The following is a 14697-nucleotide window of genomic DNA, read 5'->3' on the forward strand; positions in this document are numbered from 1 at the left end:
CAGTCTATAATTTGCGTTGAAAGTGCTGCAAAGTAAAGGAAAACGGTTTAATTGCCGGCCACAACCTCTTTTACATTCCCCGTTCTTTTTAAAACACCCCAGTGCTGCAATTCTCCTTTTACGGCTTTCCGCATTGCCCGGAACAGGACTACCAGCAGCAGCCACCGGTAAACGATGCGCTGGGGGATAAGCCAGACCAGTTTCCCGGCTTTTTCCTTTTCAAAACTGAAGGCCAGTATGGCCACAGCTATGTCTACCAGCATGAACAGCAGGTAATAGATCCCTATTTCGGCCGCATTACCGGTAAATAAGCCTATCAGCATCATCAGGTCGGCAAAGGGCGCAAACAGCGGAATGATGTATTTGAACAACAGGATATCCGGCAGCACGATCCAGCCGATCCGCGGGTATTTTACATTGAACAATGCATCCCGGTTTTTCCAGAAGGTCTGCATCACCCCGAATGTCCAGCGAAAGCGTTGTTTCATGAACTGTTTGAGGGTTTCCGGTGCTTCTGTGAGGGCCACGGCATCATTTTCATTCACAACCCGGTAACCGCAACGCAGGATGCGGATAGTAAGGTCACAATCTTCCGCCAGCGTATCGGTAGTAAACCCGCCCGCCATTAACAGGGCCTCTTTCCTGAATGCACCGATGGCTCCGGGCACTACGGTAATGGCATTGAACCAGGCAAATGCTTTACGGTCTATGCCCTGGCTGGAAATATATTCTATGTTCTGCCAGCGCGTCAGCAGGTTCACCTCATTTCCCACTTTCACATTACCGGCTACCGCTCCCGTTTCTGCATTGCCGGCGAAATGCCGCATCATTTTACTTACTGCATCCGGCTTCAGCTTCGTGTCGGCATCAATGCAGACAACAAATCCGGCATTCGTTTGCGCTATACCATAATTCAATGCAGAAGCTTTCCCGCCATTAGGCTTGCTCAGTACCCGCACTTTCGGATGTTCTTTAAACGCAGCATATACTTTTTCATACGTCGCGTCTTTGCTTCCGTCGTCTACAAATATGATATTGAAATCAGGATAATCGCATTTCAGCAGGTTATGCAATGAGCTTACCGCATTCACTTCTTCATTATATGCAGGTACTATTATTGATACCAGCGGATATTCTCCTGTTTCGAAACGCAGTTTTTTCTCACGGCGGTGCTGCAGGGTTGCGAGCACCAGCAGTATCAGCATCCTGATCGTTCCGAGCAACAGGAATACGATAAACAAACCTGCAAGGATACGGCTGCCGTAGTAACCGCCTTCCATTAAAAGATAATTCAGCTGCATCAGATCTTTCTGCGGAACCGGCGGCATGATCTCATCTTTCTTTTTACCGAGCAGGTCTGCAATACTTGTAAACCTGTAGCCGTTTTTCTGCAGGTATGTAATGATGCGCGGCAAGGCTTCCATGGTTGCCAACCTGTTTCCGCCCGCATCATGCAGCAGAATGATATTGCCCGAATCTTTCATCTTTACCACACGGTTGAAAATAGAATCCGCATTCAGGGGATGATCCTCTCCTATCTGCCAGTCTTTGGGGTCTATATTTTCTCCGATCGTGAGATAGTCTTCTGTACGCCGCAGGCTGATGGGCATCAGTGCCTCCATTTCGCCCGGTCTTGTATTATCAGCATCGCTGTATGGCGCGCGGAAAAGCACGGTACCATGTCCGGTGATGCATTCCAGCAGCAAACGTGTTGCGTCGATCTCAAGACTCGCGCGCTGGTTACTCACCCTTGCGATGTTGGGATGCGTGAATGTGTGGTTGCCCAGTTCATGCCCTTCGCGGTAGATCCTTTTTACCAGCGGGATATTTTTCTCTGCTTCGATCCCGATCAGGAAGAACACCGCAGGCACTTTGTACTTCGCCAGTATATCCAGCACTTTACCGGTGTATTCCGGATCAGGCCCATCATCAAACGTCAGGACCATTTTCTTTCCTTCGGGAGGGGCCATCTGCTTCACCAGGAACATGGATGGCAATGAATCATAACGTTCTTCCGTGATCAGCATGGATGATGTGTCCAGCTCAGGTGTGATATGTCCCTTCCTCGGCAGCGACACCACATTCATCACTTCGCCTTCGCCGATATAATCGATCGAATTACTGCCGTCTATTTTAGTAAGCTGTGTAAAATCGAAACTGCGCAATGCCTTTTTGGTCATAGGCTGGTTATAGAATTTCCACAGTCGCAGGTCTTCGCTCCCTAGCCGCCACAAAGATGTTCCCGCCAGTCCGTATTCCGTTGCATAACGGACTGTATTGAAGTTGGAGACTGCATCTGTAAAATGTACTTCGTGCAGATCGTTCACTTCATCGTAATACTGGTAACTGAGATTGAACGTTTCGTTACTGAACCGTACATGCCCTTCACTTTCCCTTGCAACGGTTAATGCTTTATCGTAACTGAGCGTGGTGGTTTGCCCGCCTGCCACCCAGTCGTAACCATATCCTGCCATACACAACACGATCTTTTCCGGCGGCACTTTCGATGCTACATGATCCAGTGCTTTTTCCACCCAGCGCTGGCTGCTGACAGGTCCGGGCTTACTGCCTGAAGAATGCTCATCGTAAGCCATCAGGAAAATATAGTCGTTGTATTTTGCCAGTGCGGCATGATCGTAATCCGTGTTGAAGGGGCTTACGTCCTGCGATACCAGCAATCCTGCTGCATGCAGGCGTTCATACAATTCTTTCTGGAATGCCGTGAGCGCTTCATTCTTTTCTTCTATCAGCGCTTCAAAATCTATATTGACACCGGCAAAACCATATCGTTTACAAACATCGAGCAGGGCGTTGATCAGTTTTGTTTTTTTGGCGGGATTATTCAGTATGCGGTGCACTACATCGCCCCGCCAGGCAGCATTATAGTTATTGGTAAGCAGGGGCATTATTTTCACGCCTGCATTTTTCATGATGCCGTATGCCGACTGGTCTATTCTTGTTTCGAGACTGTCGCCCGACGGATTGAGAAAAAACCATTCGGGAATCACCAGGTTGAGCTTGTTTACATGCCTGCGTAAAGAGATCAGCGACTGCGGATCCCAGTTTACATAGAAAGCCGCGCGGATACCCAGGCTGTCGCTGAAATAAGGGGAGTTGGACAGATTCAGCACGCTGTCGTGCTGACCGCTGCCTTTGCCCCGGCGCCAGCGGTCATCTATGAATTTGCGGATACCCTGGTATTGTTTAGCCTGCGGCACATTGGTCTTTTCGGAAAGCAATACTTTTTTCCGTGCCTGGTCTTCAAAGGAGGGCAGCTTCTGAACGCCAAGTGTGATATAAGCGATGATGAATGCGGCAATGGAAACAACCAGCAGGAATAACAGGATGCGACTCCCCCATTTCACCCGTTGCCAGCGCGACGGGTTGCTGGTCTGAAATATCTGTTCATTATGTATGCTCATGCAGGGGTAACCGGTCTAGATAGCGCAAATTAGAAAGATCACGGCTTGTTTCAAATAATCAAACGATAAAGTGCTGGTAAAATTTGATAAAACTACCATATGGACATTGGTCTTTTTTTCCTGAAAATGCAATACATTCATGATCCTATTTAACGTATCCTAAAACCAACAACAATTGCCATGAAAAAGAAGCCGGTTGAAGAAGCGAATAACCAGCGTTCGAGAAGAAATTTTCTGCGTAACGGAGCCACTGCGCTCGCAGGTTTTTACATCCTGCCCCGCCATGTACTGGGCGGACCGGGCTTTACAGCACCGAGCGACAAACTGCAGATAGCCGGTATCGGTGCCGGCGGTAAGGGCGAAAGCGATCTCTGGAACTTCTTCCAGAGCGGCAAAGCCGATATTGCGTTTCTCTGCGATGTGGATGAGAGGCAGACGAAGAAAAGCCGTCAGCGTTATCCAAAAGCCAAACTGTATAAGGATTACCGTGAAATGCTGGATAAGGAAGCGAAACATATCGATGCCGTATCCGTATCCACACCAGACCATATGCATGCTGTACAGGCCATGGCCGCCATGCAGCTCAACAAGCATGTATACGTTCAGAAACCTTTAACCCACGATATTTACGAAGCCCGTATGCTTACCCAGGCAGCACACCGCTATAAGGTAGTAACACAGATGGGTAACCAGGGATCTTCCGGAGACGGTGTACGGCAATTAATGGAATGGTACAATGCCGGCCTGCTGGGCGATGTGCATACGATCTATTGTTATACCGACAGACCCGTATGGCCGCAGGGTATCGGCTGGCCTTCCGCTACCAATGCCATTCCGGCTGAGCTCGACTGGAATCTCTGGCTGGGTACTGCACCTTACAGGGAGTATGTAGACGGACTGCTGCCATTCAACTGGCGTGGCTGGTGGGATTTCGGAACCGGAGCCCTCGGAGACATGGCCTGCCATATCATGGCGCCGGCTTTTGCAGTGCTCGGACTCGGCTATCCCGTTTCGGCAGAATGCAGTGTGGCAACTCCCTATATCCAGAACTGGACAAAAGCCTACCATCCGGAATCAGGTCCTGTTTCATCATCCATTACCTTAACCTTCAAAGGAGAAAAGGGTAAACCTGATGTGAAACTCCACTGGATGGATGGTGGCATACAACCGGAAAGGCCTGAAGAACTCGGACCCAATGAAATGATGGGCGATGGCGGCAACGGTGCGATATTTATCGGGACCAAGGGTAAGATGATGTGCGGCACTTATGGTATCAACCCGCAGCTGCTGCCAACATCACGCACCAAAGAAACCAATACGCCACAAACCATTGCCCGTGTACCCAAAGGCGATGCCGGCCACTATGCCGCGTGGGTAGAAGCCGCCATTGCCGGTTATGGCAGCGAAAAAGCAAAGAACCTCAGCTCACATTTCGATATTGCCGGACCGCTTACCGAAAGCGTACTGATGGGTAACCTGGCTATACGCAGCTATGATATCCAGAAAAAAGATGATAAAGGAAAAGTGTCTTATCCCGGCCGTAATATCAAACTGCTGTGGGACGGACCCAATATGCGCATCACCAACTTCGACGAAGCCAACCAGTTCGTAAAACGTACTTACCGCGACGGCTGGAGCCTGGGTGTGTAAGAGATGATATCAAAAAGAGAGGCTGTATCTTACTTTTGATACAGCCTCTCTTTATTCGGATCCCTGATGGAGAGCAAGTGTCGTTTATGCGATTCTCAGAGCTTTTATTTTACGTTGAGACTTCCTCTTTTATACTGATATTTTAATCCCATCACTCGACCTTTACTATTGAGAATAGATCCAGCTTCGAAAAGAACTCAAGCAGTTTTTTAAGAAAACCCATTCCTGCTGAACCGAGATCGATATCATAGGTGATACGATCACCTTCATGCGAAAATCTCCAGTTATGCACCACGCCGTATTCTCGATCCTTTTTCTCTGAACGTTCATTGAAGTCACCGATAAAATCGTCTATTTGCTGAAACACACTCGGAGTATCCACAGCTACTCCTTCTCTGAGTTCTAATTGGATGCTGCAGTCTATGTTCAGACGTTCAACGATTAATTCATAAGTCAGGTCTTTTATTTTAAAAGGCTGTCCAATGTTTGGATACATCTGCTTATGATACGCCAGCGGATCCAATCCCTCAAACCAGAATTCTATATCAGAACAATCAACATCGCTGTCATCCGTTTTGTAAACCCTGCCTGACTTTGATTTCCAGGATATAGTGACCGGGAAATTGTAGTTATTTATCCAGATTTCAGATGAAAATTCTGTTATTGAATCTTTGGTTCGCAGAAAAAATTCCTGTGTTGATGCCCCAGCCCACCCTATTAAAACCTTTTTGTTCACTTTAAATCCGACACGATTTTCAAATAATGATGTTAGCTGACTATTGGCGCAATCAACAAATTTTTGCGAAAATTTTAAACCGTATCGTTTTTCACACTGCTCGATATATATATCCGGGTAAGAAAAAAGAGTGTTCGAAACTTGTCTATTCATAACGATAAATTTAAGGTATTATAAAGCACGAGCATAACGTATGATCCTTCCTGCCAGCATGAAACTTGCCCAATCATCGGCCAATCCTCCTCCCCAGGTCAAAATATCCTGAACTATTGTTCCAACTATAATGCCTACTCCAACTGTGACACCAGCTGCTTTAATATAGTTTAGCAAAGGTAAATTCGCAGTATCGCGGAAAAATTCGGCAATAACAGCATCGGAATTTTGCAGATTATTCATTAGTTTCTTTGCTAATCTTGAAATCCTGTCGAGATTGGTTTGCGGTATAGCCACAGGTATCGGTGCGGGCACAGAACTTTTGGGCACATACCTGTACAGAATTACACCACTTTCAGCCAGCGATGCTTCCAGCCACTCATTCGGTCTCTTTGCCTGGTAATACCTGGTTGCAAAGGTAAATCCCTTCTGCCATGCCGGGGCAATGGCAATAGGCTTCATCGGACAATGCGTATTCGCCAGTGCTACATACGAGGCCACTTCAGTCCGTCCATCCGATAAACCCTGTGGATTGTTGGGTTTTACTTCAAATATTTCGCCAGTAATTGTGTTTACTATATCAGCATATCCCTGCCTGCCGCTTCCTGTACTACTTGCTCCAGGAACCCCAAATTCAACCTCACCCGCGATTGGGTTTTCAAGTACATAGTTATACATAATGAGCCAGTGCTCTAAAGTTCCTGACCATTTTACATTGCCGGTTCGATTAGTGCCATTACAACCTCCCGCAAGTATGACATTATCGGCCAGGTCTTCGGCATCTATTTGATCAAAGATTGCTTTTTCTGAAATAGTCATTTGCGGCTCAGGGTCGGGCTCTGGATCACTCGGCTCCCACCCTGGCGCACAGGGATCATTCGGGTCAACGCCGCTAAGTTTTACTTTAGTCTGTACCTCAACATTTTTAGAATCTGGGATGTTGCCACCACCGTCGCATGGGGTGGGTGGAGGACCCGAACCACCACCGCCTCCGGTTCCACCTCCTCCACTTCCACCGCCAGTTTCACCTGATCCGCCGCCCAAGCCATCATCTAACCACTGTCCATAGCAAAAAGTTAGATCCATCTGAACAGAAGGACATTCTGGACATCGGTCGCAGATTCCGCCCGGCCCAAAGCAATTGCCCGTTGTTCTGATATAAGGACAATTTGTAAAAAAAATAGTCACGTCCTCACAAGTTTCAGAATAATACAGCATATCATTTTTAACCGCTTGCTGATGCTCCTTTTTTCCGATGGCAACAAATATAGAATTGGCTTCGGCATGATCTTGGCTGGAAAAAATGGATGGATCAGTTATCCTGAAATTCTTATGTCCAAATACGATCTTATCGAACATCATGAAAGACAAAGCAAACTGCTGAGCCTTTTGTTTTGAAGCGTCCAAATATAGTAGCCTTTTATACTGCCAGTCATTGACATAACTGATCGTGGTATCGCTAGCTGAAGCTGTTATAATCATTACAGCATTTACATGGTTTTGGGAATCACGTGCAAAGGGCACATAATAAACATCACTTTCATTTCCATTCTGGTTTGAACTAACTGACAAGCCACTTCCGTTCATTCCAACCCTGGTTTTTTTTGCGCCCTTTTTCAGCATCTTGTCCCACCGGGGATAACCGATCCGTTCAATGGTCTGTACTATAAAAGGGTGGCTTTGGTTCTTTCGCTGGATGTATGCTACTACCACCGTTTCAGCTGCATCGCCGCTGCGATGGGCACCAAAGAATTTTTCCTTGCTAATATCATCATTTGTTCGGGTGATCTCCAATTTGCGGCAGGACACATGCAATGTCATCGCCAGCAGCCATAAAATGGCCGGTCTCATTAAAAGTTTAGTTAGTTTCACAATAGTCTAATTTTGGGACGGTGAAACTATCGATCTAAAACAGAATAAAACATCGTTAAAACACCCATTTTTAACCAACAGGTTTTAATCATCTTTGCTGGATGTTTAAAACATCAACCAATACCATTAAGTTGGAAGAATCGGTGAGCAGCAATGTGGCGGGCGGGCATGCCCAACCCTGATCACAATACCATCAACCCTCACAACCCCAAAGAAGAAGCCGCCTCAATTTTTTAGATTGAGACGGCCGTTTCTTTTTGTCTTATTTCCGGTCAGATAGAGAAGGCTTTCATGTAAGCCGCGTCTGCATCTGCACTTTGTAATGGTGTTGTGCCCGTAAAAGCCTCCTGTTCTACTATAAAATATTTCAGGCCTTTATCCTGTCCGTATTTCAGAATGGATGGAAAATCGATCGTGCCTTTACCGAGCTGTACAGACTCATGCCCCTTGTCGGTTTTGGCAAGGTCTTTTACATGACAGAGACGGAAACGATCGGGGTATCTTTCAAACCATTTCTTAGGATCTTCCCCGGCAGCCACAACCCAGTAAATATCCATCTGGAAGTCTACCAGGTTTTTATCGGTTCCATCCATCATCACAACCTGTGGTATTTTACCATCGATCTCTTTGAATGAATAGTCGTGGTTATGATAGGCAAACCGGATCCCGTTCTTTTTGCAGATCTCGCCCGATTTATTGAATTCGTCTGCAAAGCGTTTAAAATCGTCTATGCTTTTCTGTTTGCCTTTATACGGACAGATCAGGTATTTCATGCCGATTTCCGCCGCCTCTGCGGCTTTCCGTTCAAAGTCAACGGTATTGTTGCAGTGTGAGGACACAATCTTCATATCCAGATCATCCATGTATTTCTTAAACTCTTTGTTGGTCATTCCCCAGAACATCCCGGATTTGCCTTCAAAGCTTTCGATCTGTTTGTATCCGTATTCTGATAATTTCTTCAGTGTGCTTTTTGCATCTTTCGTTATGTCATCTTTAACGGTCCAGAGCTGCAGACCGAAAGACGGCAGTTTTTTCATTGCACTGAACGGAGCGGCGCCAAGGCGTGAGGCAAATGTCAGTCCCAACGTGGCGAATGCGGTATTGCGTAAAAAATCCCTGCGGTTGCTTGACATAATATTGGTTTGATCTTAATGAATAGAATAGTTGTTATGAAACATCTTAGGCCCAGGCCTTATCACCTTTCTTATACGGGATACAGCCATCGTATCTTCCCGGCACTGCCACATAACGCAATGCTTTGGTAGCACCGATCTCCGAACTGAAATAACCCCAGAGTGTCAGTTCCTTCATCATGCGGAAATAATGCGCAGGATCTTCTTTCTTCTTGTTTTTCTGGTATTCCTTCTGTTCTGCATCGAGTGATACCAACAGATCATGGCGTTGCTGCGGTGTGATCTTCATAAACACGGAACCGTATTTTTCTTTGCTGGCATCGTTCAGCTTGTCCATGCCTTTCATGAAAACCTGCTGATCCTTCTCGGTATAGTTATCTTTTACGATCACAGTCATAAACTTTCCTACAGCAGCTGCTTTCGCGCCAGGTGTTCCGGTTTCGGGTAATATGGTTTCTGCCACTTCATCCAGAAAAGCGATATCGTCTGTTGTAAATGCAACAGTGCCCGACGTGCTGGTTTTACAGCCCGAGAGAAATGCTTCTGCGCCAAGGATGGTTCCTCCGAGCAGCAATGTTACTGTTGACAAGGCTTCGCGTCTGTTCATGGTTATGATTTAATGAGATTGAATAGTTGATTGATTAAAGATTCTGTTTTTTCAGTTCAGATACTGCATGATCCACTGCGCGTGCTGTAAATGCCATATAGGTAAGTGATGGGTTTACACAGGCGCCCGATGTCATAAATGAACCATCCGTGATGTAAACATTCGGCGCATCCCATACCTGGTTGTATTTGTTTACAACAGAGGTTTTAGGATCTTTCCCCATACGCGCCGTTCCCATTTCGTGGATCCCTCTTCCCGGAATCGCATTGTCATCCCTGCCTTTTACATCTTTTACGCCTGCATTCACCAGCATTTCCATTGCATCGTTCTTCATGTCCTTGCGCATTTTCAGCTCGTTCTCTTTCAGCTCACAGTCGATAGAGAGAATATTCAAGCCCCATTTATCCTTGCGGCTTTTATCGAGTGTTACCTTGTTGCTGTGATCAGGCAGGATCTCACCGAAGCCGCCGATGTTCATGGTCCAGCTGCCTGGTTCTGTAAGTGCTTCCTTCAGATCTGCGCCTATGCTCAGTTCCGGGATATCCCTGCCCCAACCCTGCCGGCCTGCACTACCCTGGTAACCGAAGCCACGCAGGTAATCACGTTTATCGCCGAAAAGATTCTGGTAGCGGGGTATGTAAATACCATTTGCACGACGGCCATAATAATATTTGTCTTCATAACCTTCCACCATTCCGCTGGCACCCACGCCGAGGTGATGATCCATAAGATTATGTCCAAGCTCGCCGCTGCTGCTTCCAAGTCCGTCGGGCCATACGTCAGTGGCTGAATTCATCAGTATCCAGGCGGAGTTTAAAGTAGATGCATTGAGGAAAACGATCTTTGCCTGGTAAGTGTATGTTTTATTGGTTTCGGCATCCAGCACTTCCACTCCGGTAGCTTTTTTCTTGTCCTTATCGTAAAGGATCTTTGTTACGATCGACCACGGACGAAGTGTGAGATTACCCGTTTTCATTGCAGCAGGCAAAGTAGAAGACTGTGTACTGAAATAAGCGCCAAACGGGCAGCCCAGCCAGCATTTATTCCGGTACTGGCAGTTGGTTCTGCCTTCGTGTTCCTGTGTAAGGTTGGCTGTGCGGCCAATGATCATGGTCCTTTTGTCTTTATAGAAAGCTTTAAGGCGTGCAGCCACATCTTTTTCAACGCAGTTCATTTCCATCGGCGGGAGGAACTGGCCATCGGGTAATTGCGGTAAATTTTCTTTACTTCCACTGATACCTGCAAATTTTTCCACGTAATCGTACCAGGGCGCAATCTCGTTGTAACGTACCGGCCAGTCAACTGCAATGCCGTCTTTTGCATTCGCCTCAAAATCAAAATCGCTCCAGCGGTAACTCTGTCTGCCCCACAATAATGAACGGCCGCCAACATGATAACCCCTGAACCAGTCGAAACGTTTTACTTCGGTATAAGGGCTTTCCTTTTCGTTCACCCACATATCGAGATTGGTTTCATTGAGCGGGTAATCGCGGTTGAGCACAGGATAATCTTTGATCATCTGCTGTGTTTTGCGGCCGCGGTGCGGGAATTCCCAGCCTTCTTTATTGGCGTTTACATAATCCTTGATATGTTCAATATTACGGCCGCGTTCCAGCATCAGTACCTTGAGCCCTTTTTCTGTAAGCTCTTTGGCAGCCCAGCCTCCGCTGATACCGGAGCCGATAACAATTGCATCATAATTTTGGTCAGACATGGTTGTTGTTTACTGGTTTATTGGTAATGATGAGAATATGATTGAATGATGATCTTATACGTCGCAGATCCTGACTGCATTTTTCAGGGACCCGATCTTATCCGCAGCTGCCGGCATGAATTCCTGTGCTACAAAGCCTTTGTGACCGGTTGCAACAATTGCCCGCATGATAGCCGGGTAATATAATTCCTGCGTATCGTCTATCTCATGCCTGCCCGGAACACCTGCCGTATGATAATGCCCGATGTATTTGCTGTATGCTCTGATGGTGTTGATCACATCACCTTCATCGATCTGCATGTGATAGATATCGTAGAGTAATTTAAAATTGGGTGAGCCGATCTTTTCACAGAGTGCCGCGCCCCATGGCGTTCTGTCGCACATATAATCTTTGTGATTGATCTTGCTGTTGAGCAGTTCCATATGCAATACCACCCCTCTTTTTTCGGCAAGGCCGATTACCTGCTTCAATCCTTCGGCACAGTTTTTAAGTCCGGTCTCATCATCCATGCCATTACGGTTACCGCTGAAACAGATCAGGTTGGTAAACCCGGCATCTGCAACCAGGTTAATATGTTCCGTATAATTTCTGATCAGCGTGGAATGATACTGCGGATCGTTCCAGCCTTTTACAAGACTGATCTCCGCGCCATTGCACATGGTAGAAATAAGGTTATGCTGTTTCAGCACCGGCCAGTCCTTAGGCCCAACCAGGTCAATGCCCGCCAGTCCGATCTCGTTTGCTGTTTTGCAGAGCTGATCAATCGGCAGATCATTGAAACACCAGCGGCAAACGGAGTGGCGCACATTTCCTTTTAATGCGCTCTCAACCGGAACCCCGGCGGCGAATGAACGCAGGGGCGCTACCGCTATGGCTGCCGAACCGGTAAAAAGATTCCTGAGGATCTGTCTCCTGCTATGACGTGTGGCCATCTTATACAGTATGCTTATGATTAAAAAAATGAATGCTGGTACAGCAGGATGCCTCACACGGCAGTTGATAAGGATATGGTTTTGGCATCATCGTTGGGGCTCTTGTGACAAGCGTAGTTAAATATAATATTTTTTTGGATCAATAATGTAAAATGCACACATACATCAATTTTTTTTACCAGCTTTACAGGAACTGATAACAACGATTGTATGATGCGAAAATTAAGGATGGGAATGATCGGCGGGGGTAAGGATGCTTTTATCGGAGCCGTTCACCGGATTGCTGCCAATATGGACGGACTGATCGATTTTGTTTGCGGCGCCCTCAGCAGTAATCCTGCCAAAGCCGCCGAATCGGGCAGGGCATTGTTTCTTCCCGAAGACCGGATCTACACTGATTACACAGACATGATCGTTAAAGAGAGCCAGCTCGGCGCAGACCGGAGAATGGATTTTGTGGTGATCGTAACGCCCAATTCAGCTCACTTCGCGCCAGCCATGCTTGCACTTGAACACGGGTTTCATGTGGTGATTGAAAAACCGATGACCTTTACGCTTGACGAAGCGAAACAGCTGCAGCAGAAGGCAAAGGAAAAAGACCTGTTATTATGCCTTACCCATACTTATGCCGGCTACCCGATGGTGAAGCAGGCAAGGGCAATGGTGCGGGAACAGCGTTTCGGGAAGATCAGGAAGATCTGGGTGGAATACCCGCAGGGCTGGCTGAGCAACCTGTCTGAAAAGGATGGAAACAAACAGGCACAGTGGCGTACCGATCCCGGGCAATCGGGCAAGAGTGGTTGTATGGGCGATATCGGTACACATGCAGCACATCTTGCAGAATATATCAGCGGTTTAGAGATCAGTTCCCTGTGTGCAGATCTTTCTACCGTTGTGGAAGGCCGACAGTTAGATGATGATGGCGCTGTTCTGCTGCGCTTCAATAATGGCGCATCGGGCGTACTGCTCGCATCGCAGGTGGCGGCGGGCGAAGAGAATGCATTGCGCATCCGTGTTTATGGCGAGAAAGGGGGGCTGGAATGGGCGCAGCAGGAACCGAACACACTGATCGTAAAATGGCTCGATCAACCTACACAGCTGCTTCGTGCCGGCGTGGGTTATAAAGAACCATTGTCTTCTTTCGCCACACATAATTTAAGAACACCAGGTGGCCACCCGGAAGGTTATCTCGAGGCATTTGCCAATATCTACCGGAATTTTGCACTCACTTTACAGGCGAGAATGAACGGGCAGACTCCGGCACCTGAAGCGGCAGATTTTCCAGGTGCGGCAGAAGGCGTTCGTGGTATGGCTTTCATTGATAATGTTGTGAGATCATCGGCATCCGAACAGAAATGGACCACTTTTGAAGTATAACCTGAACAGGATTTTCCAATAAATTACATGCATGAAAACGATAAAAGGACCCGGTATTTTTTTAGCCCAGTTCCTGGGCGATACTGCTCCCTTCAACTCATTGCAGACCATCTGCGAATGGGCAGCAGGATTGGGTTATAAAGGAATACAGATCCCTTCCTGGGATGCACGCTGCATCAATCTTAAGCTCGCGGCCGAAAGCAGGACCTATGCTGATGAGCTGAACGGAATGATACAGGCCGCAGGACTGGAGATCACGGAACTCTCTACACACCTGCAGGGACAGCTTGTGGCATCTCACCCTGCCTATGATGTACAGTTCGATGGCTTTGCGCCGGCGGAAGTACGCAATAATGTAAAAGCAAGAACCGAATGGGCCACGCAGCAGCTGATGTACGCTGCCAAAGCATCGCGCAACCTGGGCCTGGATGCACATGCCACATTCAGCGGGGCATTGTTATGGCACACGGTATATCCCTGGCCGCAACGTCCTGCAGGATTGGTGGAAACAGGTTTTACGGAACTGGCAAAACGCTGGCTGCCGATCCTGAATGAATTTGAGACCAACGGTGTAGACCTCTGCTATGAGATCCATCCGGGAGAAGACCTGCACGACGGCGTGAGTTATGAAATGTTCCTGGAAAAAGTGAACGGTCATAAAAGGGCCTGTCTTTTATACGATCCTTCGCATTTGTTACTGCAGTGCATGGATTACCTTACTTATATCGATCATTATCACGAGCGCATCAAAATGTTCCATGTGAAGGATGCGGAATTCAACCCAACAGGCAGGCAGGGCGTGTATGGTGGCTACCAGGGCTGGCTGAACCGGGCCGGGCGTTTCAGATCGCTGGGCGATGGCCAGGTAAATTTCGGCGCTATCTTCAGCAAGCTCGCTGCCTACGATTACAGCGGCTGGGCCGTAATGGAATGGGAATGCGCCATCAAGCATCCGGAAGCGGGTGCAGCGGAAGGTGCGCCATTTATCAGCAAGCATATTATCCGTGTAACCGATAAAGCATTCGATGATTTTGCGGGAACAGGTTCCGACGAAGATTTTAACCGGCGTATTTTAGGAATTGATCAATAACTTTATCCAT

General features: G+C 47.4%; 10 protein-coding genes. 3 read left to right on the forward strand and 7 right to left on the reverse strand.

Annotated features, from left to right (window positions below; translation table 11 throughout):
• Nucleotides 1-47 precede the first annotated feature (47 nt).
• On the reverse strand, nucleotides 48-3422 hold the full coding sequence (locus B5D42_RS06340; protein WP_078830625.1) for a trifunctional glycoside hydrolase family 18/polysaccharide deacetylase/glycosyltransferase family 2 protein: 3375 nt from the start codon (nucleotides 3420-3422) through the stop codon (nucleotides 48-50).
• Between the two features lie 180 nt (nucleotides 3423-3602).
• On the opposite strand from B5D42_RS06340, the gene B5D42_RS06345 reads away from it, so the two are divergent.
• On the forward strand, nucleotides 3603-5072 hold the full coding sequence (locus tag B5D42_RS06345; RefSeq protein WP_078830626.1) for a Gfo/Idh/MocA family protein: 1470 nt from the start codon (nucleotides 3603-3605) through the stop codon (nucleotides 5070-5072).
• 151 nt (nucleotides 5073-5223) lie between these two features.
• On the opposite strand, the gene B5D42_RS06350 is transcribed toward B5D42_RS06345, so the two are convergent.
• From B5D42_RS06350 to B5D42_RS06375, 6 genes are all read right to left on the reverse strand, one after another.
• Nucleotides 5224-5961, reverse strand: a complete 738-nt coding sequence (locus tag B5D42_RS06350) for a hypothetical protein (protein ID WP_078830627.1) — start codon at nucleotides 5959-5961, stop codon at nucleotides 5224-5226.
• Between the two features lie 18 nt (nucleotides 5962-5979).
• On the reverse strand, nucleotides 5980-7833 hold the full coding sequence (locus B5D42_RS17845; protein WP_176112925.1) for a hypothetical protein: 1854 nt from the start codon (nucleotides 7831-7833) through the stop codon (nucleotides 5980-5982).
• A 272-nt stretch (nucleotides 7834-8105) separates the two neighbouring features.
• Nucleotides 8106-8966, reverse strand: a complete 861-nt coding sequence (locus B5D42_RS06360) for a sugar phosphate isomerase/epimerase family protein (protein ID WP_078830629.1) — start codon at nucleotides 8964-8966, stop codon at nucleotides 8106-8108.
• Between the two features lie 46 nt (nucleotides 8967-9012).
• Complete coding sequence (locus B5D42_RS06365) at nucleotides 9013-9573, reverse strand: gluconate 2-dehydrogenase subunit 3 family protein (RefSeq protein ID WP_078830630.1); 561 nt, start codon at nucleotides 9571-9573, stop codon at nucleotides 9013-9015.
• A gap of 34 nt (nucleotides 9574-9607) precedes the next feature.
• Entirely contained in the window at nucleotides 9608-11287 is a 1680-nt protein-coding gene (locus B5D42_RS06370; protein ID WP_078830631.1) for a GMC oxidoreductase, read from the reverse strand.
• Nucleotides 11288-11341: 54 nt separating this feature from the next.
• Entirely contained in the window at nucleotides 11342-12220 is an 879-nt protein-coding gene (locus B5D42_RS06375; RefSeq protein WP_078830971.1) for a hydroxypyruvate isomerase family protein, read from the reverse strand.
• A gap of 210 nt (nucleotides 12221-12430) precedes the next feature.
• On the opposite strand from B5D42_RS06375, the gene B5D42_RS06380 reads away from it, so the two are divergent.
• A complete protein-coding gene (locus B5D42_RS06380) occupies nucleotides 12431-13597 on the forward strand; it encodes a Gfo/Idh/MocA family protein (RefSeq protein WP_078830632.1) in 1167 nt (388 codons plus the stop codon).
• 31 nt (nucleotides 13598-13628) lie between these two features.
• Complete coding sequence (locus tag B5D42_RS06385) at nucleotides 13629-14687, forward strand: sugar phosphate isomerase/epimerase family protein (RefSeq protein ID WP_078830633.1); 1059 nt, start codon at nucleotides 13629-13631, stop codon at nucleotides 14685-14687.
• Nucleotides 14688-14697 lie beyond the last annotated feature (10 nt).

The organism is Sediminibacterium ginsengisoli, assembly GCF_900167075.1.
Taxonomy (GTDB): domain Bacteria; phylum Bacteroidota; class Bacteroidia; order Chitinophagales; family Chitinophagaceae; genus Sediminibacterium; species Sediminibacterium ginsengisoli.

Bases quoted from the DNA above. Each gene is read 5' to 3' on its own strand.
- B5D42_RS06380 (WP_078830632.1), top strand. From the start codon at position 12,431: ATGATGCGAAAATTAAGGATGGGAATGATCGGCGGGGGTAAGGATGCT.
- B5D42_RS06360 (WP_078830629.1), bottom strand. From the start codon at position 8,966: ATGTCAAGCAACCGCAGGGATTTTTTACGCAATACCGCATTCGCCACG.
- B5D42_RS06375 (WP_078830971.1), bottom strand. From the start codon at position 12,220: ATGGCCACACGTCATAGCAGGAGACAGATCCTCAGGAATCTTTTTACC.
- B5D42_RS06365 (WP_078830630.1), bottom strand. From the start codon at position 9,573: ATGAACAGACGCGAAGCCTTGTCAACAGTAACATTGCTGCTCGGAGGA.
- B5D42_RS06340 (WP_078830625.1), bottom strand. From the start codon at position 3,422: ATGAGCATACATAATGAACAGATATTTCAGACCAGCAACCCGTCGCGC.
- B5D42_RS06345 (WP_078830626.1), top strand. From the start codon at position 3,603: ATGAAAAAGAAGCCGGTTGAAGAAGCGAATAACCAGCGTTCGAGAAGA.
- B5D42_RS06350 (WP_078830627.1), bottom strand. From the start codon at position 5,961: ATGAATAGACAAGTTTCGAACACTCTTTTTTCTTACCCGGATATATAT.
- B5D42_RS06370 (WP_078830631.1), bottom strand. From the start codon at position 11,287: ATGTCTGACCAAAATTATGATGCAATTGTTATCGGCTCCGGTATCAGC.
- B5D42_RS06385 (WP_078830633.1), top strand. From the start codon at position 13,629: ATGAAAACGATAAAAGGACCCGGTATTTTTTTAGCCCAGTTCCTGGGC.